Annotated in this window: 27 protein-coding genes, 1 tRNA gene and 1 pseudogene; 16 read left to right on the top strand and 13 right to left on the bottom strand. The window is 36.9% G+C overall.

Translation table 11 applies throughout. The annotated features are described in order from the left end of the window. Window positions 1–5: 5 nt before the first annotated feature. On the bottom strand, window positions 6–959 hold the full coding sequence (locus tag ACY2A0_RS17905) for a fasciclin domain-containing protein (protein ID WP_461790746.1): 954 nt from the start codon (window positions 957–959) through the stop codon (window positions 6–8). A 148-nt stretch (window positions 960–1,107) separates the two neighbouring features. Here ACY2A0_RS17905 and ACY2A0_RS17900 point away from each other — a divergent pair, with 148 nt between their 5' ends. Further along, window positions 1,108–1,719, top strand: a complete 612-nt coding sequence (locus ACY2A0_RS17900; protein ID WP_461790745.1) for a MarR family winged helix-turn-helix transcriptional regulator — start codon at window positions 1,108–1,110, stop codon at window positions 1,717–1,719. Between the two features lie 9 nt (window positions 1,720–1,728). On the opposite strand, the gene ACY2A0_RS17895 is transcribed toward ACY2A0_RS17900, so the two are convergent. After that, window positions 1,729–2,709, bottom strand: a complete 981-nt coding sequence (locus ACY2A0_RS17895; RefSeq protein ID WP_461790744.1) for a D-alanine--D-alanine ligase — start codon at window positions 2,707–2,709, stop codon at window positions 1,729–1,731. A gap of 165 nt (window positions 2,710–2,874) precedes the next feature. On the opposite strand from ACY2A0_RS17895, the gene ACY2A0_RS17890 reads away from it, so the two are divergent. From ACY2A0_RS17890 to ACY2A0_RS17870, 5 genes are all read left to right on the top strand, one after another. Then, window positions 2,875–3,642: a PASTA domain-containing protein gene (locus ACY2A0_RS17890; protein ID WP_461790743.1), complete on the top strand. Its 768-nt coding sequence runs from the start codon at window positions 2,875–2,877 to the stop codon at window positions 3,640–3,642. A gap of 8 nt (window positions 3,643–3,650) precedes the next feature. Next, the gene (mltG, locus tag ACY2A0_RS17885; RefSeq protein ID WP_461790742.1) at window positions 3,651–4,700 is read left to right on the top strand and encodes an endolytic transglycosylase MltG; all 1,050 of its coding nucleotides are present in this window, start codon (window positions 3,651–3,653) and stop codon (window positions 4,698–4,700) included. Beyond that, window positions 4,700–5,107 (top strand): acyl-CoA thioesterase, encoded by a 408-nt coding sequence (locus ACY2A0_RS17880; RefSeq protein ID WP_461790741.1) that lies wholly within the window; start codon window positions 4,700–4,702, stop codon window positions 5,105–5,107. The genes mltG and ACY2A0_RS17880 overlap by 1 nt, the downstream gene beginning before the upstream one ends. Before the next feature lie 99 nt (window positions 5,108–5,206). Continuing rightward, window positions 5,207–6,187, top strand: coding sequence for a YihY/virulence factor BrkB family protein (locus ACY2A0_RS17875; RefSeq protein ID WP_461790740.1), 981 nt, complete (start codon window positions 5,207–5,209; stop codon window positions 6,185–6,187). A 305-nt stretch (window positions 6,188–6,492) separates the two neighbouring features. After that, window positions 6,493–6,577 (top strand) — tRNA-Ser (locus ACY2A0_RS17870). 49 nt (window positions 6,578–6,626) lie between these two features. On the opposite strand, the gene ACY2A0_RS17865 is transcribed toward ACY2A0_RS17870, so the two are convergent. After that, the gene (locus ACY2A0_RS17865; RefSeq protein WP_461790739.1) at window positions 6,627–7,004 is read right to left on the bottom strand and encodes a diacylglycerol kinase family protein; all 378 of its coding nucleotides are present in this window, start codon (window positions 7,002–7,004) and stop codon (window positions 6,627–6,629) included. A 96-nt stretch (window positions 7,005–7,100) separates the two neighbouring features. Continuing rightward, window positions 7,101–8,522: an RtcB family protein gene (locus ACY2A0_RS17860; protein WP_461790738.1), complete on the bottom strand. Its 1,422-nt coding sequence runs from the start codon at window positions 8,520–8,522 to the stop codon at window positions 7,101–7,103. Window positions 8,523–8,838: 316 nt separating this feature from the next. On the opposite strand from ACY2A0_RS17860, the gene ACY2A0_RS17855 reads away from it, so the two are divergent. Next, the gene (locus ACY2A0_RS17855; RefSeq protein WP_461790737.1) at window positions 8,839–9,897 is read left to right on the top strand and encodes a helix-turn-helix transcriptional regulator; all 1,059 of its coding nucleotides are present in this window, start codon (window positions 8,839–8,841) and stop codon (window positions 9,895–9,897) included. 46 nt (window positions 9,898–9,943) lie between these two features. Here the strand turns inward: ACY2A0_RS17855 and ACY2A0_RS17850 are convergent, their stop codons facing one another. The 3 genes from ACY2A0_RS17850 to gatB all read right to left on the bottom strand — a co-directional run bounded on the left by ACY2A0_RS17850 (window position 9,944) and on the right by gatB (window position 13,357). Further along, complete coding sequence (locus tag ACY2A0_RS17850; RefSeq protein WP_461790736.1) at window positions 9,944–10,633, bottom strand: response regulator transcription factor; 690 nt, start codon at window positions 10,631–10,633, stop codon at window positions 9,944–9,946. A 103-nt stretch (window positions 10,634–10,736) separates the two neighbouring features. Continuing rightward, window positions 10,737–11,846, bottom strand: a complete 1,110-nt coding sequence (locus ACY2A0_RS17845; protein WP_461790735.1) for a redoxin domain-containing protein — start codon at window positions 11,844–11,846, stop codon at window positions 10,737–10,739. Window positions 11,847–11,887: 41 nt separating this feature from the next. Then, on the bottom strand, window positions 11,888–13,357 hold the full coding sequence (gene gatB / locus ACY2A0_RS17840; protein ID WP_461790734.1) for an Asp-tRNA(Asn)/Glu-tRNA(Gln) amidotransferase subunit GatB: 1,470 nt from the start codon (window positions 13,355–13,357) through the stop codon (window positions 11,888–11,890). A 266-nt stretch (window positions 13,358–13,623) separates the two neighbouring features. On the opposite strand from gatB, the gene ACY2A0_RS17835 reads away from it, so the two are divergent. Further along, window positions 13,624–14,016 (top strand): hypothetical protein, encoded by a 393-nt coding sequence (locus ACY2A0_RS17835; RefSeq protein ID WP_461790733.1) that lies wholly within the window; start codon window positions 13,624–13,626, stop codon window positions 14,014–14,016. A gap of 42 nt (window positions 14,017–14,058) precedes the next feature. On the opposite strand, the gene ACY2A0_RS17830 is transcribed toward ACY2A0_RS17835, so the two are convergent. The 3 genes from ACY2A0_RS17830 to ACY2A0_RS17820 all read right to left on the bottom strand — a co-directional run bounded on the left by ACY2A0_RS17830 (window position 14,059) and on the right by ACY2A0_RS17820 (window position 17,687). Then, window positions 14,059–14,937, bottom strand: coding sequence for a Ppx/GppA phosphatase family protein (locus ACY2A0_RS17830; protein ID WP_461790732.1), 879 nt, complete (start codon window positions 14,935–14,937; stop codon window positions 14,059–14,061). Beyond that, window positions 14,937–16,991 carry a polyphosphate kinase 1 gene (ppk1, locus tag ACY2A0_RS17825; RefSeq protein WP_461790731.1) on the bottom strand — a complete coding sequence of 685 codons (2,055 nt, stop codon included), beginning with the start codon at window positions 16,989–16,991 and terminating at the stop codon, window positions 14,937–14,939. Before ppk1 ends, ACY2A0_RS17830 begins: the two co-directional genes overlap by 1 nt. 90 nt (window positions 16,992–17,081) lie before the next feature. Then, on the bottom strand, window positions 17,082–17,687 hold the full coding sequence (locus tag ACY2A0_RS17820) for a hypothetical protein (RefSeq protein ID WP_461790730.1): 606 nt from the start codon (window positions 17,685–17,687) through the stop codon (window positions 17,082–17,084). A 64-nt stretch (window positions 17,688–17,751) separates the two neighbouring features. Between ACY2A0_RS17820 and ACY2A0_RS17815 the strand changes: the two genes are divergently transcribed. Both ACY2A0_RS17815 and ACY2A0_RS17810 read left to right on the top strand, forming a co-directional pair. After that, window positions 17,752–18,243, top strand: a complete 492-nt coding sequence (locus ACY2A0_RS17815) for a YajQ family cyclic di-GMP-binding protein (RefSeq protein WP_461790729.1) — start codon at window positions 17,752–17,754, stop codon at window positions 18,241–18,243. Window positions 18,244–18,400: 157 nt separating this feature from the next. Then, window positions 18,401–18,853 (top strand): GNAT family N-acetyltransferase, encoded by a 453-nt coding sequence (locus ACY2A0_RS17810; RefSeq protein ID WP_461790728.1) that lies wholly within the window; start codon window positions 18,401–18,403, stop codon window positions 18,851–18,853. A 16-nt stretch (window positions 18,854–18,869) separates the two neighbouring features. Here ACY2A0_RS17810 and ACY2A0_RS17805 read toward each other — a convergent pair whose 3' ends face one another. Then, window positions 18,870–20,183, bottom strand: a complete 1,314-nt coding sequence (locus ACY2A0_RS17805; protein WP_461790727.1) for a nicotinamide mononucleotide adenylyltransferase — start codon at window positions 20,181–20,183, stop codon at window positions 18,870–18,872. Between the two features lie 219 nt (window positions 20,184–20,402). After that, window positions 20,403–20,837 (bottom strand): Hsp20/alpha crystallin family protein, encoded by a 435-nt coding sequence (locus tag ACY2A0_RS17800; RefSeq protein WP_461790726.1) that lies wholly within the window; start codon window positions 20,835–20,837, stop codon window positions 20,403–20,405. Window positions 20,838–20,915: 78 nt separating this feature from the next. Here ACY2A0_RS17800 and ACY2A0_RS17795 point away from each other — a divergent pair, with 78 nt between their 5' ends. Then, window positions 20,916–21,407: an acyl-CoA thioesterase gene (locus ACY2A0_RS17795; protein WP_461790725.1), complete on the top strand. Its 492-nt coding sequence runs from the start codon at window positions 20,916–20,918 to the stop codon at window positions 21,405–21,407. A gap of 23 nt (window positions 21,408–21,430) precedes the next feature. On the opposite strand, the gene ACY2A0_RS17790 is transcribed toward ACY2A0_RS17795, so the two are convergent. After that, window positions 21,431–21,787: a dihydroneopterin aldolase gene (locus tag ACY2A0_RS17790; protein ID WP_461790724.1), complete on the bottom strand. Its 357-nt coding sequence runs from the start codon at window positions 21,785–21,787 to the stop codon at window positions 21,431–21,433. A 136-nt stretch (window positions 21,788–21,923) separates the two neighbouring features. Between ACY2A0_RS17790 and ACY2A0_RS17785 the strand changes: the two genes are divergently transcribed. From ACY2A0_RS17785 to ACY2A0_RS17765, 5 genes and pseudogenes are all read left to right on the top strand, one after another. Continuing rightward, the gene (locus tag ACY2A0_RS17785) at window positions 21,924–23,114 is read left to right on the top strand and encodes an acyl-CoA dehydrogenase family protein (protein ID WP_461790723.1); all 1,191 of its coding nucleotides are present in this window, start codon (window positions 21,924–21,926) and stop codon (window positions 23,112–23,114) included. A 134-nt stretch (window positions 23,115–23,248) separates the two neighbouring features. Next, window positions 23,249–23,637 (top strand): annotated as a pseudogene (locus ACY2A0_RS17780) (GxxExxY protein). A 111-nt stretch (window positions 23,638–23,748) separates the two neighbouring features. Further along, window positions 23,749–24,135, top strand: coding sequence for an SRPBCC domain-containing protein (locus ACY2A0_RS17775; RefSeq protein WP_461790722.1), 387 nt, complete (start codon window positions 23,749–23,751; stop codon window positions 24,133–24,135). Between the two features lie 65 nt (window positions 24,136–24,200). Beyond that, window positions 24,201–25,004, top strand: a complete 804-nt coding sequence (locus ACY2A0_RS17770; RefSeq protein ID WP_461790721.1) for a hypothetical protein — start codon at window positions 24,201–24,203, stop codon at window positions 25,002–25,004. A gap of 50 nt (window positions 25,005–25,054) precedes the next feature. After that, on the top strand, window positions 25,055–25,267 hold the full coding sequence (locus ACY2A0_RS17765; protein WP_461790720.1) for a hypothetical protein: 213 nt from the start codon (window positions 25,055–25,057) through the stop codon (window positions 25,265–25,267). Window positions 25,268–25,284 lie beyond the last annotated feature (17 nt).

Raw genomic sequence — 25,284 nt, 5'->3', positions numbered from 1 at the left:
GATCTTTAGATACCAGGTGACAGTACTTGGTCGATTGCGTGAATTACGCCGTTGGTTGTAATTACATTAGTTGTAGTGATGTTTGACGATGTAGTATTACCCAAACCTTTCACTTTTGCGCCACCTGTTAAGCTTATGGTTACTTTTCCACCTTGTACAGTAGTTGGCATAGCGCCTTCGGTCAAATCACTTGAAAGTACGCGACCAGCAACTACGTGGTAGGTCAAAATATTAGTTAAAGTTGCAGGACTAGCTGCTTGAATTGCAGCGATAGTTGTATATCCTGCGTTGATGAAAGCTTGGTTAGTAGGTGCAAATACAGTGAATGGACCGGTACCTGATAGCACTTGTGCAACATTGGTATTTCCTTGACTAGCCCTAGTTATCGCAGCAACTAAAAAGCTGAAGTTAGCGTTTGCTTGAGCCGCTTGAACGATGTTTCCGCTAGGTGGCATCAATACTCTGTTGATGATGTGTACCACGCCATTTTTAGCATTAACATCAGCTGTTAACACAGTAGCGCCATTTACGAATACACCATTAGCATTTTTAGTTACAAATACGTTAGCATTTGCTGAGGTGGCTCCAGCTGTGTTAGCGGCGGTTGGTATAGCTGACGCTGGGGTACGGTTAGGCAGTACGTGGTAAAGTAAAATTTGCTTCAAGGTTTCAGCAGACATTGCCATAATTTTTGCATCGGTATCTAAGCCAGCAGCAGCAAACGCCGCATTGTTAGGTGCAAATACAGTGAAATTACCTTCACCTTTTAAGGTTCCAGTTAATTGTGCATGGTTCAATGCCGTTTCTAATAATGAGAAATTGTCGTCAGCAGCAACAACGTCAGCAATGGAAAGGTTTTCCGGCGAATCGTTATCTTTCTTGCAAGAAGAAAAAAGTGCAAAACCTGTAAGCGCAACTACCAACGCCAGCTTAGAAAATTTAAAGTTAAGTGTTTTCATATTTTAGTATTTTTTTATACTTTATAACTACAAATAAAATACTAAATAGTTTTAATTTATACTAATTTTTATTTCAAGCTGTGCTCAAATATTATTTAGTTCATTTCTATACTAATTTTATTTATTTTTGTATTAAAATATTTACGAAATGTCTTATCACCTAGTTAAAGAAATCATTGGATTAGCTGAACGCTACGAACAAGAAAATGTACATGCTACAAAAGATGATGTACATGGATTTGTACAGTGGGTTAACCAGCACTTGGACGGTACTTCTGTAAGCCTGCCTGAACCAGATTGGAATGGGAAGATTTATGGCAGATCTGCCGATAGCGTAATTAATACTTCTTTAGTGCATTTATATCGATACGCAAAACAACATGCAAAAGAAGCTATAGCAGGTTCCGAATTCTCTACTTCTGATGATTTCTTCTATCTGATTAGCCTAATGTCTCATGGCAGTATGACTAAAACTGCACTAATTAAACTTAATGTTCACGAAAAATCAGCGGGTATACAAATTGTAAATAGATTGATTAGCGGTGGTTTTGTAACACAGGAAACTACGCATGACGATAAGCGTAACAGAATGATCAGTATTACTGAAAAAGGTAAAAGTGCTTTAAATAAACATATTGAGCAAATGAGAACGGCTTCGCAAAATGTTACTGAGCCGTTATCAAATGCCGAAAAAATGGAACTCATTAGGCTACTTACCAAATTGGAGGACTTCCACGAGGCAAGAGCTGTTAAGTTATAATCAATTAAGTTAAATAGTTTCTTCTAGTACCTGCGTATAAAAGTCTTGTAGTTTCATGCCCATGGCCGCCACCTGTTGCGGAATAAAGCTAGTTGCGGTTTGTCCGGGTATGGTATTAATTTCGATGAAGTAAAAATTTCCAGTTCCGTGTTCTAAGAAATAATCTATTCTTACAATCCCTCGGCAATTCAGTTTTTGATAAACATCGGCAACTACCTGCTCTACCCTAGCCTTTTCTTCTTCGCTCATGTCTCCGGGGGTAATTTCTTCGGTAACACCTGGTGTATATTTCGCATCAAAATCGAAAAATTCATTTTTGGTTTTAACCTCGGTAGTGGGCAATACCACAATTTTGCCTTTGGTTTTAAATACACCTATGGAGAACTCCCGTCCTTCAACAAATTCTTCTACTAAAACTTGGGAATCTTCGTTAAAGGCTTTCTCTAGTGCGGCAGCTAAATCATCTACGTGTTTCACCTTGCTCATTCCAATACTGCTGCCACCATTATTAGGTTTTACAAAATAAGGTAGTTTCAATTGCGCTTTTACCTCTTCGGCGTCGTAATCTTCTTTAAATAGTTGGAGTGACTTGGCTACATTTAAATTCTTAATGCCATTTACAATTGCTTTGGTGTAGCCTTTATTCATGGTGATGGCGCTAGTTAAAGCATTGCAAGTTGTATAAGGTATGCCTAACATGTCAAAATAGCCTTGTAACTTTCCATCTTCTCCCGGCGATCCGTGAATAGCGATGAAAACGCCATCAAAAACGATTTTTTTCCCTTTGATGTTCAGGGAGAAATCATTTTTATCAACTTCAATTTTTACCGAATCTGCAGGCTCATAAAACCATCCGTTTTCGGTAAGCATAATCTTATAAACTTCGTATTTGCTGGTGTCTATATTTTGGGCAATTGTTGCAGCACTTTTTACCGAAACTACCCATTCGCCTGTAGTTCCGCCAGTTAGTAGTGCAATGGTCTTCTTCATCTTTAAAAATTTAGTTTTTATTTATGCTTATGTTAATTGATAATAAAATTTAAGAGATTGATAACTCTGTAGCTCAAAAATAGAAATTACTTAAACAGATTTGTTTTTAATTTAAGATAAATATTTTTTTAAGCTAAATTTGGGCTTAATTTTAATAAATAGCTGATGGGCAACTTTACCGAGTACCTTAAAACAAATTCATTTCGAACTAACATCATAGCGGCAATTTGTACCTTTTTTGCACTTCTACTTATCGCTTTTTTCAGTTTACGTTACTATACCAAACACGGCGAAGGTTTAAAAGTGCCTAATTTGAAAGGTTTAAAAATTGAAGATGCTGTTAGCAAATTGGAAGGACTTGGATTGCGATATGAAATAGATTCAGTTTATATTATGGATCAACCGCCAGGTATTGTGACAGATCAAGATCCAGATCCAGAAACGTTCGTAAAAGATAATCGTACTGTATATTTAACTATTAATACCAATAACGCTCCTAACGTTAGGTTTCCTGACGTCGAAACAAAATCTTTGCGAGAAGCTAAATCTATCATCGAAAGTTATGGCTTAAAATTGGGTGATACCACCTACAAGCCAGATGTAGCTAGAGACGTGGTTTTAGAAGCTTTGTTTGGCGGACAACCAATTAAAGCTGGCGAGAGTTTGCCAAAAGGTTCGAGAATTAATTTTGTTTTAGGCGATGGTCGCGGTAATGAAGAAGTTGAACTGCCGAATTTAACGGGTCTGACCATTGATGAAGCCAAATTCTCTTTAAAGGGTTCTATGCTAACCATCGGTACAATTACCTATCAAGGTACAATTACAGATACTGCCAATGCCGTAATCGTAAGCCAATTTCCTTTAGCAACAGATAGCTTGAGCAAGGTTCGTATTGGAACACCAATTAACATAACGCTAACAAACAAACAATAACACACCAAATGAGCACAAACAAACCCATTAAAAATAGCTATAAAATTGCCTTGGTTATTTTGGTCGTGGTAGCCTTAGTTGGAGGCTATTTCGGTTTAAAATTTTATAAAACTTACTTTGCACCAAACGTAACCGGTAAAGAGAAATACCTTTACGTCAAAACTGGATACGTTTTCGAAGACTTAGTAACTGATATGCGTTACAAAGACATCTTAAATGATATTGGCACTTTCTGGGAAGCTGCTGAAAAAATGAACTTGCAGGGACCACTAAAACCTGGTAAATATCGCTTAAAGGAAGGTATGAACAACCGAACTTTTATCAATATGTTGAAAGCTGGCAATCAAGAACCTGTGAAGTTGAAATTCCAAAACATCAGAAAAATTGATGGCTTGGCCGCTTTGTTGGCTAAAAACTTGGAACCAGATTCTACTGCATTTATAAAACTGTTTGATTCTGCTGCTTTTGTAGAACAATATGGCTTTAACACGGATAATGTTTACACCATGTTCATTCCAAACACCTACGAAATGTACTGGAACACTTCGCCAAAAGAGTTTTTCAAAAAGATGAATGCGGAGTACGTTAAATTTTGGAACGCTGATCGTAAACAAAAGGCTGCTGCACTTGGTCTCGATCCAATTAAAGCAACCATATTAGCTTCAATTGTTGATGCAGAAGCGCTTTACGACAAAGAAATGCCAACAATTGCTGGTCTTTACTGGAATAGGTTGCAAAAAGGAATGTTGTTACAAGCTGATCCCACTGTAATTTTTGCCAATGGCGATTTTACGGTGAAACGTGTTACCGGAGCAATGCTAGGTGCCGATTCTAGATATAATACCTATAAGTATGTAGGTTTGCCTCCGGGACCAATCAACATGCCAAGTATCAACGCAATTGATGCCGTCCTTAACAAACAAGACAACAACTATCTATATATGTGCGCCAAAGAAGATTTTTCTGGCTACCACAACTTTGCGGCAACGGTTCAGGAGCATAACATCAACGCTAAAAAATACAGAGAGGCTTTAAATAAAAGAAATATCTTTAGATAATGTTCACTTACGAAACTAAGGTTAAAGTTAGATACGCAGAAACTGATCAGATGGGTGTGGTGTATCACGGAAACTATGCCCAATATTACGAAATTGCCCGTACAGAATGTTTTGAAGCCTGCTCTGGTATGACTTACGCCTCAATGGAAGCTGATGGCGTAATGCTACCGATATTAGAATTGCAATCGAAATACTTAAAACCAGCGCTTTACAATCAAGTACTTACCATTAAATCAATAGTGAAAGAATTGCCTACGGTAAGGTTACATGTGGAGTACCAAATCTACAACGAGGCCAATGAGCTCATCAATATTGGAAAAACAACGTTAGTATTTGTAGATAAGCATACCCGGAGACCTTGTCAGCCGCCAGAAAACTTCATGAAAAATGTAAGGCAGTATTTTTGATTTACAATTGTAGAGGTACGATTATGGAATGAATTTGTACAATCTCAAAATATGTACTTTTACAATTAAAAGAATTAAACAACATATTAAATATATTTAATGAACTGGCTACACAAACAGTTACTAAGGTTTAGGCCCTACTCGTTGTTTATCGAGTGGACTAAAGTTTGTGTTTTGCCAGGTTTTAGCCCTTTGCCAATTTATACGGTAGCCTCTTTTTTCTTTAAGGAAATAGGTAAGGATACCTTGGTAAACAAAGCTTCTTCCCTAGCCTACAATTTTATGTTGGCCATTTTTCCGGGAATTATCTTCCTGTTTACGTTGATTCCGTACATTCCAAAACGTATCGGATTTCAAGAGGGTTTAATGTCTTTACTTGCGTTGGTGTTACCTAACAACGCCTATCTGGCTTTTGAAGCTACCATTGATGACATTGTCAATATACAGAATGGAAGTTTACTATCTATTGGTTTTTTCCTTTCGTTATTTTTTGCCACTAATGGTGTGCATAATTTGATGATTGCTTTCAACAAGTCGTCGCTCATTGTTGAAACTCGCAGCCTGCTTAAAAGACGCTTGGTAGCATTGGTATTGACCATTGTACTCGTGGTTTCCATGATCATTTGTATTGCTGCAATGACCTTGGGCGAGTTGGCCATCAATTTTTTCAGAAAAGAAATCAACTACAATGGAAGTTTAACAATTTACGCTATCAAAATTACACAATGGGCTTTATTGGGCGTTTTGTATTTCATCAATGTTTCCATTTTGTACCGCTATGGCCCCGCCCACGCTAAAAAGTGGAAATTCTTCAGTGCGGGCTCTTGGTTAGCCACGATTTTGGCCTTCCTAACCATTTGGGGCTTCTCCTTTTATATCAATAACTTCAGCGCTTACAATAAAATTTACGGCTCTATCGGCACGTTAATGGTAGTCATGATTTGGCTTTATTTAAATTCCTTAATCTTATTGGTGGGCTTCGAGCTTAACGCAAGTGTTGATCTTTCTAAAAGGAGTGTGAAAATCATCAGGCCCAACTTCAATCTGTTCAAAGGAAATAATAAAAACGAAAATAGTTAGCCTTATAACTAGTAGTAAAGCCAATTTCCAGTGCTATTTTCGTTAGCCCCGTTATCCACTCATACGGCTGCTCCAACGCCTCAGTCAACGCTAGGCCTTATCCACTTGGCCGGTATCCGTTACTACCGGGTTTAGTTAACCAACTGCCATGCAATAATCAAAAACCTCAATCTGCAAACCGCTCAAACATTTTTTGTGAAGTCATTATCATTTTTTATAGCTGATTACGAAGCGCTTAAAACAAACTTTGTAAAATACCCAAACTATAATTTGTGTAATAGCCCAGAGTTTGTACTTTTGTCCCCGGAAAGTTGGCAGAGTGGTCGAATGCGGCGGTCTTGAAAACCGTTGTCTGTCACAGGACCGGGGGTTCGAATCCCTCACTTTCCGCGGACATAAAATAGAAATCCTGCACATTATTGTAGCAGGATTTTTTATTTCAAGTCATTCTATTTATCAACTGTAATAGGTACGGAAAGTAAATAATCGCCGCACAAATCAAGGCAAACAAACAGATCACCAATACAGCACCTGAAGCTAAATCCTTAGTTTTTCCTATCAAGGGGTCTTGTTGCTCCGATACACGGTTGGCCAGTGTTTCAATAGCAGTGTTGAAAATTTCAGCCGTCCAAGCTAAGCCAATCAATAGTAAGGTAATTAGCCATTCGTATTTATTAACCTGTAATAATATGTTCAGAACGACCACTAAAATAGCTGCGATCAAATGAAAAAGCATGTTGTTTTCATTCCTAAATGCCAGCAAAATACCTCGCCAAGCATAGCGGTAACTTTTTAGATGTTTATTTAATCTGCTCATTGCTTATTTGGACTCAAATTGTACATCAATATCCTGCATCATTACTAGCGAAGTTAAATATAAAAAATCCAATGATTTACACCATTGGATTTAACTTTAATCCTCTCTGCTCCCATCATCGGCCATACGCACCATTTTTGGTTCAAACTTGGCCACTATATCTACTAAATCTTGTTGTGCAGCCATCACTTGATGTATGTCTTTATACGCCATTGGTGCTTCATCTAAGCCAGCGCCAATCAAAGTTACACCATGATCCTTCAACACCGCCTTCATCTCTGCTTTAGTGATGTTTTTTATCGCTTTTGAACGGCTCATCACCCTACCTGCTCCATGTGAAGCCGAATGGATTGATCCTTCTTCTCCCTTTCCTCTTACTAAGAAGCCTGGAGCCGTCATGCTGCCTGGAATAATTCCCATCACACCTTTTGCTGCTGGTGTTGCGCCTTTTCTATGCACAATCACTTCTTCGCCATTTAAAGTTTCTTTCCATGCAAAATTATGATGGTTTTCTACTTTCGCTAGTACCTTCGCACCTATGGCTTTGGTTAACCTTTTATGGATCACTTCGTGACAGGCAGAGGCATAATCGCCGGCTAAATTCATGGCAATCCAATATTCCTGACCTTCTGCACTATTTAAATCCAAGTAGGCTAAATTTGCCGCATCATCAGGGAGTTTACAAAGCTGTTTTGCTACTTTTGTGTAATGGCCAGCAATGGTTGCACCCAATCCTCTCGAACCAGAATGCGTTAGTAAGGCAACGTATCTTCCTTTATCGATATTCAAGATTTCATCACGTTCCGCAAAATCAATAATACCCCACTCCACAAAATGATTACCGCCACCAGAAGTGCCTAACTGCGACCAAGCTTTTGCATGCAACCCTTTTAACAGCGGCGTTGCCTGAAATGCTTCACTTTCCATCACCTCGTGGTCGGCCCTCTCCAAACCTCTAAATTCTCTACCGGCACCAAACTTGGTAAACGCAATTAATTCTCTTTTATACATGTTATCCTTACCGAAATAATGCTTCTCCGGTATATCAAATATGCTTAAAGCCATTCTACAGCCAATATCAACGCCAACGCCATAAGGAATAATGCTATTATTTGTGGCTAAAACACCACCAATTGGCAATCCGTAGCCTTGGTGGGCATCTGGCATTAATGCACCCGCAACGGTAACCGGCAATTTCATTGCAATATCCATTTGCTTTCTGGCGCCTTCTTCAATGTAATTTTCTCCAAAAATACGGTAGTCTTTTGATGCGTTATTTAATGAAATGGTGTCCAATTCGGTATTATTTTCTGCTACAATTAGTTTGGCCAATGGCGCCAATATCTTGTCGTCCAAAAAGCTTTCTGGATAGCTCTTAACTTTTCGCAAAAGATTCAAAACCTCTTCTTTAGCTACGTCTTCAAAATTTTCGGCAATTAAAGTTAAAGCTAAGCCTACTGATTTACCTTCAGTGAAACCTATGGTTAAGAGCTCATTTCCTGTAATGATTGTTTTCATATTATTCTTTCTTAAAACTCGGCAAGCATCGTTCACTTGCCGAGGGTGTCATTTTTTATCCAGCAAAATATAATGATATTATCAGCTGGCAACATTACAAAGATGCAAGTGGATGTGCGCAGTATAATTGCGCAATAAATTAATTATTTTGATTTTTATTTAAGTTGCTGATTTTTAGTTAATTTATTTTAAATTAACATCAAAAAGACTTCAAAAAAATGATGTACGCAAATACAATGCGCAGATAAATTTATTATTGAATAATTTTTAATTAGTTTTATAACCCAGATAACGATAACGCGATCAGCATTTAAATATGGCCGTCAATAAATTAGCTTTAATCAGATATAAAACCATTGATGATTGTTTAAGAAATAAATACAAGAAGTGGACTTTGGAAGATCTCATTGAAAAAGTTTCGGATAAGCTTTATGAACTCGAAGGAATTACTTCTGGTGTAAGCAAGCGAACCATTCAAGCTGATATCCAACTAATGCGTAGTGACAAGTTGGGCTACAAGGCTCCAATTGTGGTTAAGGACAAACGATTTTACGTTTATGAAGATCCCAATTTTAGCATTACGAATGCACCAATTAATAACGCTGATGTAGATAAAATGAAGGAAATTGTTGGCGTATTAAAAGAGTTTAATGCTTTCAATTATTTCGATGAAATGAGCGACATGATTGCTCGTTTGGAAAACAACCTGCATAAATCGACCCATAAAAATGGAAATTACATTCAGCTAGAAAACAATAATAGGGTTAAAGGAACTGAATATATTCCTGCCCTTTATCAATCCATCTTAAAAAAAATAGCACTGTTAATTGAGTACAAATCTTTTAAAGCCCAAAGATCGCAAAATGCCATTTATTACCCATATTTATTAAAGGAGTATCGCAACAGATGGTTTTTAATTGTTAGAGCTAAAAAAACTAACATGTTAATGAATTTGGCGCTTGATCGAATTATTGAGTTCCAGGAATTACCAAATGAACTTTTTTTACCTTACGATGGAGTTGACTTTGACCGATATTACAACGACCTAATTGGTGTTACCAAAAACGCTAAGGATAGGGCGCAAAAAGTAATTTTAGAATTTGATGCTGCAACTACCCCGTACATTATCACTAAGCCTTTACACCACTCGCAACAACTTATCGCACAAAAAGAAACTACTACTGTTTTTAGGATTGATGTTGCGCTTAATTACGAGTTAGAGCGTGAAATACTTGGTTTTGGTGAGTGTGTGAAAGTGTTAGGCCCTAGAATACTAGCACAGAAAATAAGAAGAAGAATAAAACATGCCGCTGCAAAATATGAACTTGATGACGTACAGGCAGCCAAAGGAAAGCAGAGTCAGCTAGCGCTTTGAAAAGAAAAAGCCTCGATTTGTATCGAGGCCATTATTTTGTTATGGGTTAGGATAACTCAAATTTATATCCAACCCCTTTTACCGTTGAAACGTAATTTTCACCAAGCTTTTCACGTAACTTCCTGATGTGAACGTCTATTGTTCTATTGGTAACTACAACCGAATCTTCCCAGATATTTTTTAGGATGGACTCCCGTGTGTAAACCTTGCCTGGCTTAGAGGCCAATAAATAAAGTAATTCGAATTCTTTCTTGGCCAACACCACTTTTTCTCCGCTCTGATAAACTAAATAAGATTCTCTGTCTATCACTAAATCGCCAATTTCCAATCTGTTTTCTGAAATTTCATCGCTACTTGCGTTACGACGTAATATGGCATTAATGCGGCTTACCAGCGCTCTCGGTTTTATCGGCTTAGCGATGTAATCATCTGCACCCACGTTAAAACCTGCAATTTCAGAATACTCTTCACTCCTAGCTGTCAAAAACACCATGAAAGTATTTTTAAATTCAGGTATGGCTCGCATTAAACGACAAGCCTCAATACCGTCCATCTTCGGCATCATGATATCCAAAATGATCAAATCTGGCTGAACTTTTTTAGCTACATTGATTCCTTCTTGGCCATTGCTAGCTAAAAATACCTGATAACCCTCTTTTTTCAAGTTATATTCAATTAACTCGAGGATATCCGGTTCGTCATCAACTATTAAGATCTTTTGTTTAGCTGTACTCATTGCTTTTTATTTGTTACGAAAGTAAGTATACAGTTGCAACATTTAGTTAAAATCAAGTTAATAAATTGTTAAGACTACTCCATATATTAACATAGATTTAGAATTAGCGTAAGGTTTTGTTTAAAAAAGCGTTAAGCTCCTCACCTCTCAAATCTCTAGCAATAATTTTACCTTCTGGATCGAGCAGAAACGAGCTCGGGATAGCCTCAACCTGGTACAACTTCACTGTTTCACCCTCAAAATCTTTTAATTCGCCAACTTGGTCCCAAGTTAAGTTGTCTTGCTTTACTGCTTGTGCCCAAGCATTTTTATCTTTATCTAAAGAAATGCCTAAGATGGTAAAGTTTTTGTCTTTATAGGTTTGATAAGCTTTTACAACGTTCGGGTTTTCTGCTCTACACGGACCGCACCACGACGCCCAAAAATCTAGCAACACATACTTACCACGGTAGTCGCTTAATTTTACCGTTTTACCATCAATACTTTGTATAGTAAAATCAGGTGCAGTTTGACCAATTTGTACTGCTTTCAGTCTGCCTACCTTTTCTACAAAATTTTTAACTGCTGAGTGCTGCTTCAAACCTGCGTCAACTTTATCTGCATAAGCCACCAAAGCTTTTTCATTTCCTACCGGATTAACTAAGCTAATGGCATAAAAACTCACTAGCGATTTTGAGTTGTCCATTGCGAATTTGATGATCGCTTGATTCAAATCATTTAGCGCATTGTTATACACTGGCGAAAGTTGTTGCAATAATGCATCTCTTTGATCAGGATTGGCAGCTACTTTTTCCTCAAATTGCTTACTTACTTCAAATATTTTCGTTTGATATTTGATTTTCAGATCGTTGAACTCCGCAAGCTTAGCTGCATCATCTGCACCATCAATGGTGTAATGCTGATTTTTATCGGATACGTCTGCTGTAATTCCAATCTTATCACCGTTTTTAGCAATCACGATGTATTCGTTCGTCAAATAATTCACCCTAAAGAAATCGGCCTCAGGTTTGGTATTTACGAACTTAAAATCACCATTTTCTGATAAATTAGTAGAATCTAACAGCACCATGGTATTGCTAGCCATCCCATATAAATACACCTTATTTTTTACATCAGCGTTTTTTAGTTTTCCTTCTATGGTGAATTTGGTTTTATCCTTACAAGCACTTAAAGCTGTTACTAAAACCAATACAATCAATGTTATTTTTTTCATTATTTAATTTTGAATTAGATATAAGATTATCTGTCAATGAGCTATTGCTCCAATCTTTTTAAGATTAATTCATTTACGCTTTTAGCATCAGCTTTACCTTTCGCTAACTTCATCACCTCGCCAACAAACAAACCTAAAACGCCTTTCTTTCCTTTTTTGTATGCCTCAACCTGAGCTTGGAATTTATTGAGTACTTCTTCAATCAGCCCTTCAAGCGCTCCGTTGTCTTCAACTATCAACAAATTAAGTTGTTGTGCTAGGTTTTCCGCATTTTGATTTGCATCAGCTTCCAACGCTGGTAAAAGCTGTTGTAAAGCATTTTGTTGTGATATTTTCTTCTGATCAACTAAATTGATTACTTGAGCTAGCTGAGACGGTGTCAACGTATATTGGTTGATGCCAATTTGTTTTTCGTTCAAAATAGCTTTGATGTTTCCAAGCAGCCAATTGACTAAGCTTTTCTTGTTTGTAACTTCCTTTGCTGCTGCAACGTAATATTCATAAAATGCACTTTCATCGGCCAATACAGCTGCTTCTGATAAATTGATGCCTAATTCGGCCACCAAATTCTGAGCGATTTGTTTAGGTAGTATCGGCATTGCCGCTTTTACCTTCGCCAGCCACTCATCTGAAATTTTTACTGGAGGTAAATCCGGATCTGGAAAATAACGGTAATCGTTTGCTTCTTCCTTGCTGCGCATTGGTGAAGTAGTGCCTTTATCAGCATCAAAATTTAAGGTGCTTTGAATAATTTGCTCACCAGCACCAACTGCTTTTACCTGTCTTCCAAATTCAAAATCTATCGCTCTGCGCACATTACGGATGGAATTTAGATTCTTCACCTCACACCTTGTTCCGAACGCGGTATCACCCTTTTTGCGAATGGAAATGTTGGCATCACAGCGTAAAGATCCTTCTTCCATGTTGCCGTCGCTAACATTAAGGAAACGAACTAGCTGTCTAATTTCAGTTAGCAAAGCTGATGCTTCCTCAGCACTTCGAATATCAGGTTCGGTTACAATTTCAATTAGTGGAACGCCAGCCCTATTCAAATCCACAAATGAAAAGTTTTCATCCTGATCATGCATGCTTTTTCCAGCATCTTCTTCTAAGTGAATACGGTTAATGCCTATCCTTTTCTCGGTGCCATCACTTAAGCGAACATTTAAAAAACCATTTTTACAAATTGGGCTGTTATCTTGAGTAATTTGATAACCTTTTGGCAAATCAGCGTAGAAATAGTTTTTCCTATCGAAAAAGTTGTATTGGTTAATTTCACAGTTTAAAGCTAATCCAATGCGCATTGCCTTTTCTACTACCTCTTTATTCAATTTGGGCAAAGCTCCTGGAAGGCCTAATGATACTGTTGAAATGTGTTCATTGGGGCCAGCGCCAAAAGCAGCACTATCGGCACAAAATATCTTGGATTGTGTATTTAACTGGACATGTATTTCTAATCCCGAAACCAGTTCGAAATCTGTTATTTCATTTGTAATTGTAGTTGTACTCATAATCGGCCAATATCCAACTAAGGGATACGATGTGTAGTATTTTATTGTCAAATATAGGGATAAAATATGGAGTAATTGGCGTTTTTGCAACGCGTTCGTATCAATTTTGGTGGCTTTACATTATGATTCGAAATTGAGAGAAATCAATTTTAATCATCAATTCTTTCTAAATTCATCATTGTATCAATCATGAAACAAAAAAACAACACACAATCAAATGGCACGGTATTCGTTTTAATTTAACACACACACAACAACTAAATGTTATGAAACGATTAATGATGACGCTGACCATTGCTATAGTAGCAATTACAGCTTACAACTCAAGCGCTCAAGTTAGTTTAAATATTAATATAGGCGCACAACCTAATTGGGGCCCTAGAGGTTACGATTATGTTGAATATTATTATTTACCAGAGATCAGTACCTATTATCACGTTCCTACCAGACGTTACGTTTACTACGAAGGAAATAGTTGGGTACGTAGGACAACTTTACCTAGAGCCTATAGAGGTTATGATTTATATAGAGGCAGGAAAGTAGTGATTAACGAACCTAGGCCTTATTTAAGGAACCGTACTACTCAGGTGATTAGGGTTGATAAACATGGTCCACATCACAAAGGACCTAAACACCATAAAGGAAAAGGAAGACACTAAACAAAAACCCCGAAGCAAATTCGGGGTTTTTATTTATAACTACTATAAGTTTTCTTCTATTAATAGATTAATTATACCGTCAACCATTCCTACTTTGGGAACGAAGATTTGCTTAATCCCCGCCCATTTCATTACCGTTAAATAAATTTCACAAGCTGGGATAATTACGTCTGCCCTGTCTGGATTTAACTTAAGCACCGATATGCGTTCTTTAAGCGAGTATGCATTTAGCTCGTTGTACATATTCTTAAGCTTTAAAAAAGATAAAGGCATGTCATCTTTTTCTCCGCTCATGCGAAAAAGCTTGTTGATATTTCCTCCTGTTCCAATACCTACAGTTTGCTTAAGTTCCTTTGTATGCTGCTTGATCCACTCCTTCATTTCATTCCAAGTTTCCTCTTTGTCCTGGTTATCCAAAATTCGAATAGTTCCTAAGTTGAAAGATCTGGACGCTATTGGCTGTCTGTTTACAAAAATAGATAGTTCTGTACTACCACCACCAACATCAATGTAGAGGTAACTTTTCTTGATATCTAGATTTTCTTCAATGTGATTGGAATAAATAATGCTTGCTTCACGTTGCCCTTCAATAATTTCAATATCGATATTAGCTAGCTCTTTCACCTTTGCGATCACTAACTTTCCGTTTTTAGCTTCACGCATCGCGGAAGTAGCGCATGCTAAATATTCAGATACGTGATAGACATCCATCAAATTCCTAAATGCAACCATTGTTTTTACCAAGTCATCTATCTTTTTATCAGAGAGATTTTGGTCCAAAAATGCGTCATCACCCAAACGAAGTGGAACTCGTACCAAGGTGTTTTTTTTGAAACTATTTCGGCTTTCGTGTTGCGTAACGTCAGCAATAAGCAAACGCACAGCATTTGAGCCAATATCTATGGCAGCATATCTTAACATTATTGGTGTTTATTTTTAAGGTAATTATAGGTTTGAATCTGTGCTCTTATTTTACTCGACAATCTGTTTTTTCTGTACTTGTTATCGTTGGCTTTGTCGATTAAACGTGCTTTAACGTTATCTTGAAGTTGAAAATCGATTACGTCTCTAATTTCTTGCTTCACGTCTGCATCCAAAATTGGAAAGCCTACTTCTACCCTATGCTCAAAATTACGTGACATTAAATCTGCCGATGATAAGTACATTTCTTCTTCGCCAGCGTTGCAGAAAATAAATACACGGGCATGTTCCAAAAATCTGTCTACGATACTAATAACTGAGATATTTTCGCTAAAGCCCTTTACGCCAGGTACCAGGCAGCAAATTCCCCTAACAATGAGTTTAATTTGTACTCCGGCGTTACTAGCTTCATATAACTTTTGCACAATGCCTTCGTCAGCCAAGCTATTTACTTTTAAGATCATATAAGAAGGCTTTCCAGCTTTTGCATATTTGATTTCCCGCTCGATAAATCCATACATCTTACTTCTCGAATCAATTGGCGAAACAATCAAATGCTTAAATCCCTTAGCAACGCTACGTTTATTAAGTGCTGTAAATAATTTCACCAATTCTGAGGTAATTTCTGTTCTGGTAGTGAAAATGCTGTGATCACAATAGATTCGAGCAGTTTTCTCGTTAAAATTTCCAGTTGCTAAATTGGCGTAGTAAGTAACTTTTCGTTTTTCTACACGCTTAACTAAACAGATTTTTGAATGGACTTTAAAATCTGTTAGGCCATAATTTACATTCACGCCTTCTTCCATTAATCTGTTAGTCCAAAAGATATTTGCACTTTCATCAAACCTAGCTTTCAATTCTACCAGACAATTCACGGTTTTACCATTTTTAGCAGCGTTGATTAGGGCATTAACCACTTTGGAATTTTCAGCCAAACGATATAAGGTGATATTGATCTCCGTAACTTTTGGATCGATTGCGGCTTCGCGTAGAAACAAAATAATATAATCGTAAGATTGGTACGGCAGATGTACTACGTAATCTTTCTCCGCAATTTTTTTGAACAAGCTTTCGGTACGGTGCAGGTTTTTAACCCTTAAAGCTGGCATTGGTGCATATTCTAAATCTTTAGCTCCAACATTCGGAAATGCAATAAAGTCACCAAATCGGTGATATTTATTTCCAGGGATTAAACCGTCAGCACCAATTTTTAGCTTGCTCACCAAAAAGCTCAACATGTCAAAAGGCATATCGCTATCATAAAGCAACCTCATTGGCTTGCCTTTTTTCCGCTTATCTATACTTTTTCTAAGTTCTTCCACAAACTTATCACTTACATTTTTATCAATATCCAATTCTGCGTCTCTGGTAAGCTGAATAGAATATGCCAATATCTCTCGATAATTAAAAACGTAAAATATATCGTCCAAACAGTATTTGATAATGTCCTCTAAAAGGATGATAAATTTTAAATCGTTAGTTTCTGGCAACACTAAAAACCTAGAGATACTGTCTGGGAGCTCTAAAATGGCGTACTTTCTACTTTTGCCTGAATTGTTGGACAACTGCACGAAGAAATACAAAGCCCTATCCTTTAGTTCGGGGAAAGGTTGACTCGTGTCAATCATAATCGGTACCAAGTTAGATAAGATTTTATCTCTAAAATGTTGCCTCACAAACTCGCCCCTAGCTACATTAAGCTGTGTATGATTAAGAATGAAGATGCGTTGCTGAGCTAACTCGGTAATTAAAATGTCCTGAAAAAGCGTTTCAAATTTCCGCTCGTGTCTAACTACGATATTTTTTATTTCTTCCAATACCTTCTTAGGATTGAAACCTAATAGTTCCTTTGCCTTATCATTTAAATTCACCAATCTATTTAAGGAAGCCACACGCACCCTATAAAATTCGTCGAGGTTAGAGGAAAATATGGACAAAAACCTGATACGTTCAATCAATGGCACCGACTCATCCGCCGCTTCTTGCAGCACACGTTCGTTAAAGTACAACCAACTTATTTCTCTATTTAAAAACGGAAGCTTCTGTTTAGCCATTAGTTGAATTAAAAAAATCCCTAAAAAGGGATTTCCAAAAAGAAAATTTTAATATTAACTCATCATTAAGCGCAAGTTAACAAAAATCAATTATTTAACATCAGAAGGCTTTTTAGGTGCAGGCGCCTTTGCGGTTTTTCCAGCTACTTTAGCCGGCGCTTTTTGAGCTACGGCACGAGTTGATTTCTTTGGAACTACTGAGCTTTCAGCAACTGCCTTAGCGGGATTTTTACTAGATGATTTAGTGTCATTAGTGATTTTTTTAGCTATAGGTTTTACCACTTTTGCAACTTTTTCCTCAGTTTCTAAAGCTGCAACTTTAACGCTACTTACCACTGGTTTAGCTTTTTTTGCCGCCTTTTTTACGATTTTAGTAGCAGATTTATCGATATTTTTAGCAAGTTTTACCGTATCCTTTTTTATTGTTTTTGCTTTCTTCTCCACTTCAGGTGCTGATGAAGCAATATCTTCGATTTTATGTCCTACCACTTCTTTAACTTCTACAAAAGTTTTCGCCATTTTTTTGGCTACTGCTTTACTTGCTTTTGCTACCTCAGTTGCAATAGATTCCGCATTATGGCCTAAATCTCTAATGGCGTCTAAAAATTTCTCTGTTAAGGTTTGCTCCAATTGTTTTTTTGTAGCTTTTTTAACAGCTTTTTTTGAGGGTTTTACTTTATTAGTTTTCGATTTCATAATTTTTAGCGTTTTTTGTATGGTAAAATAAATTTATCAATTCTTTTTAATTTAAGATAACAACATGCCAAGTTTCGATATAGTTAGTAAAATAGATGGTCAAACTTTAGACAATGCAATCAACAATGCAAAAAAGGAAATTTTGAACAGATACGACTTTCATTCTTCCAATAGTAGTATTGAGCTGGATAAAAAAACGAACGTGATTACGATATTAACGGAAGATGACATGCGCTTAAAAGCCATTACTGATTCTATTATCTCTCGAATGATGAAACAACATTTAGACCCAAATAGTTTGGATTTCGGGAAGGAAACTATCGCTTCTGGCAATATGATTAGAAAAGAAGTGAAAGTGAAAGAAGGCATCGATAAGGAAGCGGCCAAGAAAATTGTTGCGAAGATTAAAGACAGTAAAATAAAAGTGCAAGCTTCTATGATGGAAGATCAAGTACGTGTTCAGGGTAAAAATATTGATGATCTACAAAAAGTAATTCAGCTTTGTAGAACTGAAGACTTTGGTCAGCCGTTGCAGTATATTAATATGAGAAGCTAATTCGATGATTAGCTAATTTGATGATTGGTTGATTTGATGATTGGTTAATTGTCGATTGTTAATAGAAATAGCACCAATATCCAACTATTTATGTCTGACAACTGATCCCTAATACCTAAACACTAATACATAATCCCTGATCCCTAACCCCTGAACAATGGAAATCAAAGAAAACGGCTTCATATTTTCGGATGATCGCAACTTAGTGGATGTGAAAGCTGTACATCAATACCTAAGTATTTCTTCCTATTGGGCAAAGGATATTCCGTTTGATTTGGTAAAGCGCTCTATTGAAAACTCCCTTTGCTTCGGCATTTACAAAGAGCAACAGCAAGTTGGATTTGCCCGTTGGATTACCGACAAAGCAACATTTGCTTATTTGTGTGATGTATATGTACTTGACGATTTCAGAGGTTTAGGTCTCTCGAAAAAACTGATGTCGTTAATGCTTTTCCACCCCGACTTGCAAGGATTGCGCCGTTACCAATTAGCCACGCTAGATGCTCATGGACTATATGAACAGTTTGGTTTCAGGGCTTTAGAAAATCCTGAGCGACAAATGGGAATTGTTTTGAAAGACTTGTACAGTAAATCTAAAGAAGCCAATTAGCTAACTTCAAATACCTTTAAACCGTTTTTACTTCCCCTTCTGCGTAATCCTTAATGTCTGTGATATAGCCATTCATAATCAGGAAATCGAACAATGGTTTAGCTTCTGGAGAAACTGGCATATTTTCGGTAGTAATTACCGTATTACTCTTTTTATCTAAGAATGGATAGGCAAAAAGCCTTACATTTCTGCTAAACATATCGTTAACATAACTCAACAAGTGTCCGGTGTAGTTTTCACCAAAATTAGCCGAATTAAACACGAATTTTAAGTTGTTGATGTTGGTTGACATGCCCACGCTTTTAGGTCTGCACCTATCCAAGTATTTTGCCAACCTATTTTTACGGGTAAAGTTAGAAACGATTACAAAATTGCCTGTTTTACACATTTCCTCTGCCCTTTTCGCTACAACCTCCAAATCAATATCATCAGGGGTTTCCTGTGCTGCCGTAAGTACGTTGGTGATTAATACCTCAATCATTACAATCAGGTTATTATCTTCTACCTTATTCACCAACTTAAATTGATCGGCAGCCTTATTAAACAAGCTAAAGTTAGGATTTGATTTTTGTCCGTATTTGGTACGTAAAATCATCACATCCTTTTTGTAAAGCAAGTCCTTCGCCTGTCTAGGATGCGAATCTGAATCAAATATAGCTGCAGTAGAAAAGTCTTTTACAATTAAGTAAAGGTTCAGCAATAGGTTATTTACATCCTTAAAAGCTGGTCCCTGAACAGAAATTAAATCAATCTCTACGGAACCAACGTTTAGATTATCCACTAATGATTCAATCATTTTTCTCGGATCACTAGAATAGTAGAACGCCGCATAAACTAAGTTCACCCCTATCATTCCTAACACACGCTGTTGCATCTGAACATCAGTATCAAGCAAACGTACATGGAAGTAAATTTCATTCGGCAGCCCACCTGGCTCGCTTTGGAAACGTAAACCAACCCAGCCATGTGGGTCGTTGGTACGAGTATAGTTTAAAGTAGTGACCGTATTCGCAAATGCAAAAAAGGTCTTGTCTTTATGTTTTTCACCCTTTAACCGCTCAATCAACAAAGTGTATTCATGGTCAAGCATCTTAAGAAGGCGTGTTTGACTTACGTACCTTCCTGATTCTTCAGCGCCGTAAATTTCGTCACTAAAGGTCATGTCGTAAGCAGAGATAGTTTTAGCAACAGTTCCCGAAGCGGCGCCTACATTGAAAAAAGCTCTCGACACTTCTTGTCCGGCTCCAATTTCGGCGAAAGTGCCATATATTTTTGGGTTTAAATTAATTTTTAATGCCTTGCGCTTGATGTCTATAATTTCTTGTTGCATGCCGCAAAATTACAAAATTCACTTAATTAGGTTAAACTGTGTTTCAATTTGGTTTGGTTCTAAACAAGTTTGTCCACAGATGCACAGCTACCAATCTGATATTTGGTGAAGGGGTAACGGTTAAAAATCTGTGACTAAACACAAAACAAGGGCATCAATTTTACTTGTGCCCTTGCAACCTTAAACTCACACCCAAAAAGGGCGTATCAAACCATTGTATTATGAAACTACAATTTCTTTATGTTCATCTTTAGCCGGTTCTTTTTTTCCTAGTGTGATATTTAACACACCATTCAGATATTCAGCGCTAATTTTTTCGGTATCAACGCCTTCTGGTAAAACGAACGATCTCGCGAACGATAAGTATTCAAATTCTTTTCTGGTATAATCTTTCTGTTCTTCGGTTTGTTCAGATTTTTTCTCCGCCCACACCGATAAGTTGTCTTTTTTCAACTCGATTTTAAAATCTTCTTTATTTAAACCAGGTGCCGCTAACTCAATTTTGTAGCTAACAGCAGTTTCCGCAATGTTAACCGCAGGCATTTTACTGATGCCATAGTTTTTATTTAATGCATCGCTAAACAATGAATCAAATACGTTGTTAAAATAAGGTGCTGTGTTTCTGGTTCTGTTGTTGAATTTAACTAAGCTCATTTTTATATCCTCCGTGTATTTTTTTAATTTTTAATTGATAACTATTCGCATTCAAACTACATTCCAATCCGAAAAAATATGATTTTTAAGACATTTTGGCGTAAAAAAGAAACTAAAGAAGACAAAAAGGCAGATATAGAGATAAAAACGGATATCTTTAAGTACAGAACAGTTATCGAAATGCGCTTCACTGATTTAGATATGATGGGCCATGTAAATAATGCGATGTATTTCACTTATATGGAAATTGCTAGAACCAAATATTGGCAACACACCATACAGTGGGATTGGAAAAAAACAGGTGTCGTTATCGGAAAAGCAGGCATCAACTACATCAAACCAATCTATTTTGGCGATAAGATTAGTATTTATGTGCGTACCTCACGTATCGGAAATACAAGTTTTGATTTAGAGTACATCATCGTTAAAACCATTAACGGCGAGGAAGTAATTTGTAGCAAAGGCAAAACAGTTTGCGTGGTGTATGATTACGCTACCAAAAGCCCAATTTCAATTCCCGAACGTGAGCGTAACAAAATGATTGAATTTGAGCAGTTAAAGAAAGTATGACCAATCCAATGTACTGTACTTTGCTATTCGGAAAAGCTCAACTCAACGTATGAGTGTCCTATTTCGCCTTTCATCGGTGGATTTAGTTTTCTAATGCCAACCTTAGCGCTCGAAAGAAAGGGATAAGAATTTCTTACACGGTCTAAAATATTTTTTACCACCGTTTCTAACAGTTTTTGGGTGTTAGCCATTTCGCTAAGAATGATATGATTTAAAACCTCGTAGTTTACAGTTTTTTCTAAATTTTCTGTATCTGGATGAGGATCAAACTCCACTTTAACATCAACCATAAAAATACAACCGATCAATTGCTCCTCTGGATAATAACCATGGAAAGCATGACATTTTACATCTTTTAAAGCTACCGTTTGTTTGTACATCTAAAATGTGGTCTCAATTATAAATCACTTAACGCTGCTATTGATAGCATGCGCAATTATAACTAATTTTTATTTAAGGATTGCGGTATTTTGCTAACTTTGAAAGCAACCATTTAAAACCAAAATCTTTACAGAAATGAGCAATACTTCAAGAAAAGACCTTTACGAATCACCAGATTATTACTTAATTGATGAACTTCTATCGGAAGAGCATTTACTTATAAGAGCGTCAGTAAGGGACTGGGTAAAGAAAGAAGTAAGTCCAATTATTGAAGATTACGCCCAGCGTGCAGAGTTTCCAAGGCACTTAATTAAAGGGCTTGGAGAGATTGGCGCTTTTGGTCCTACTATTCCTGTTGAATATGGTGGTGCTGGATTAGATTATACAGCTTATGGCATTATTATGCAGGAAATTGAGCGTGGCGATTCTGGAATACGTTCTACTGCGTCGGTTCAAGGTTCATTAGTGATGTACCCAATTTACACTTATGGCACGGAAGAACAGCGTAAAAAATATCTACCGAAGCTAGCTACAGGCGAATTGATGGGCTGTTTCGGTTTAACTGAGCCAGATCACGGTTCAAATCCGGGCGGCATGGTAAGTAACATTAAAGATATGGGAGACCACTTTTTGCTTAACGGAGCCAAAATGTGGATTTCAAATGCGCCGTTTGCAGACATCGCAGTGGTTTGGGCAAAAGATGAAGAAGGAAAAATTAGAGGGATGGTATTAGAAAGAGGAATGGAAGGCTTCAGTACGCCAGAAACGCACAATAAATGGAGCTTAAGAGCATCAGCAACTGGCGAATTGGTATTTGATAATGTAAAGGTTCCCAAAGAAAATGTATTTCCTGACATTAGAGGCCTCAAAGGTCCGTTAGGCTGTCTAAACCAAGCCAGATATGGCATTGCCTGGGGAGCTTTAGGTGCTGCAATGGACTGTTATGATACTGCGTTGCGTTATTCAAAAGAACGTGTTCAATTTGGAAAGCCCATCGGAGGATTTCAGTTACAACAAAAGAAATTAGCTGAAATGATTACTGAAATTACCAAAGGTCAGCTGTTGGTGTGGCGTTTAGGCAAGCTTAAAAGTGAAAATAGAGCTACTGCTGAACAAATTTCAATGGCGAAACGTAATAGTGTTGAAATTGCTTTAGATATTGCCCGCAACGCAAGGCAGATGCTTGGCGGAATGGGAATTACAGGTGAATATTCGATTATGCGACATATGATGAACTTGGAATCAGTAGTTACTTATGAAGGCACACATGATGTACATTTGCTAATTACCGGGATGGATGTTACGGGTTTAAATGCCTTTAAATAGCATAATGTCTTCATCAGGATTTTAAGATTAGTTGATTTTCATGATAAAATTGATAAGTGTAAATTTTAAAAATCTTGTTCAATTAAAAATCAATTAAATCCTTATACAGCCAACTAGCAAATATTCATTTAAATATGACTATCGATGAAATCACATACAAAATAAATGGTTGTTCTATGAAAGTTCACAATACATTAGGTAATGGATTTCAAGAGATGATTTATCAACGATGTTTAGCTATTGAATTAAGTAAAGCTGGATTGATTTATGCAAGAGAAGTAGAGTAAACTATTTATTCCGAAATATCGAAGTAGGAACTAGAAGAGCAGATTTCATCATTGAAAAACAAATAGTTGTAGAACTGAAAGCTGTGATTAATTTAGAAGATGTTCACCTGGCTCAGGCTAAAAATTATGTTACCGCTTACAAGTTTCCGATTGGTTTATTAATTAACTTTGGCGCTGTAAGTTTACAGTTCAAGAAAATTTATAATTCAAATATAAAGTATAACCCTTTACAATAATTCATCAGAATTTTAAGATTAATTTTAAATGTAAGAGTAATTAAATTAAGCGCCCGAAATCCTGACAATCCTAAAATCAAGCAAATACTGATACAGACAGAAAATATCCAGATGAAATCATTTAAAAAATATATACTACTACCCGCTCCTCCCGAAGAAGTTTATTTGGCATTAACCAAAGCGCAAAGCATTCAATTATGGACTGGTGCTGAAGTGGAGTTTCAAGAAATACCTGAAACAGAATTTTCACTATGGGATGGAGATATTGTTGGAAAGAACATCTCATTTGAATATGGCAAAAAAATCGTGCAACAATGGTATTTTGGGGAAGATAATGAACCATCAATTGTTACCATCAAATTGCATGAGGATAAAAAAGGCACATCATTAGAGTTTGCACAAACGAATATTCCAGCCGAAGATTTTGACGATTTTACCGAAGGCATCAAGGAGCATTATCTTGGTGGCTTAGCTGATTTTTTTGAGGAAGAAATTTGATGTATTACCTTGCTCAGTTTGTTATTATTTAATGACACTAAGTATATTCATAACATATTAAACAAATGAAACGCTTTCACCTTTTTGTTTTCGCATCTTCTTTAAGCTTGCTTTTTCACTCATGCACAACCTATGTAATTCCTGGAGCATTAGGGGTCGACGTACCCTATAAGCAGCGCCCTATGGTATCGGACAGCGTAACATCGGCAATAAATGTAAGCGGAGGTTTTGCATCTTCTGAATCTTTAGGGGCCGAGGGGAAAACAAACGTCGGCATATTGAGCATTAATAGAGGACATACACTTAAGGACATCAACTTCTCTTACGGTTTGCTAGGCTTTACCGGAAAACGAATGAAATCAAGAGTTGTGGAAGTTGATAACCAAATACCCAACTTCTCAAAAAATTTGTATGGGTTTGGCATACACACCTCGGTTGGGCACCACTTTACATCGAAAAGAGGCAACACAGATTATAGGATAATTAATTGGGAAAATACGATTACCAGAGAATTTGGAGAATACTTGAACTTTAGAAAGCAGCTTTACGGAAACACTTTGTACAAACAGGTATTGGTTTCAAAAAGTGAAGTTCTTTGGGTCACGGGATTATCGTTAGAGATTATTTTCCACCATAGGAGAAATAAAGATCTCAAACATGCATTTAAACTATTTATAGGTGGTGCTCCAGATCTATCACGTACTTTTGACTACGCAATCAAGGAGCCAAACTTTAAACAAATCGATCGTGAATTCAATTCGATGTACTTTCAAGCAAGTTATTTCTTCAAGTACAAGAATTTTAATTTGAGCTGTCAAGCAGATTTTGGCCGCCAAGCTAGTTCAATTTCACTTGGCTACACTTTTTAGGTTGAAACAATTTTAGTAGTAAAGATGTTCCCTAATAAAAATAACTTATTATGGGCAAACCTTTCGGAATATTATTAATTGTAATTGGATTAATTATGTTGGTATGGAGTGGTTTTACTTATACCAAAAAAGAAAAAGTAGTTGACGCAGGACCGATACAAATTTCTGCAGACAAACAGAAAACGGTAAACTGGCCACCTTATGTTGGAGGCGTTGCTGTGATTGCAGGAGTTGCGGTTTTCGCATTATCAAAAAAGCGGTAACATATAAAAGCCAGTAA

Source organism: Pedobacter sp. (assembly GCF_965249885.1).
In the GTDB taxonomy this organism is placed as follows: domain Bacteria; phylum Bacteroidota; class Bacteroidia; order Sphingobacteriales; family Sphingobacteriaceae; genus Pedobacter.
This window is presented reverse-complemented; position numbering and strand designations above follow the sequence as displayed.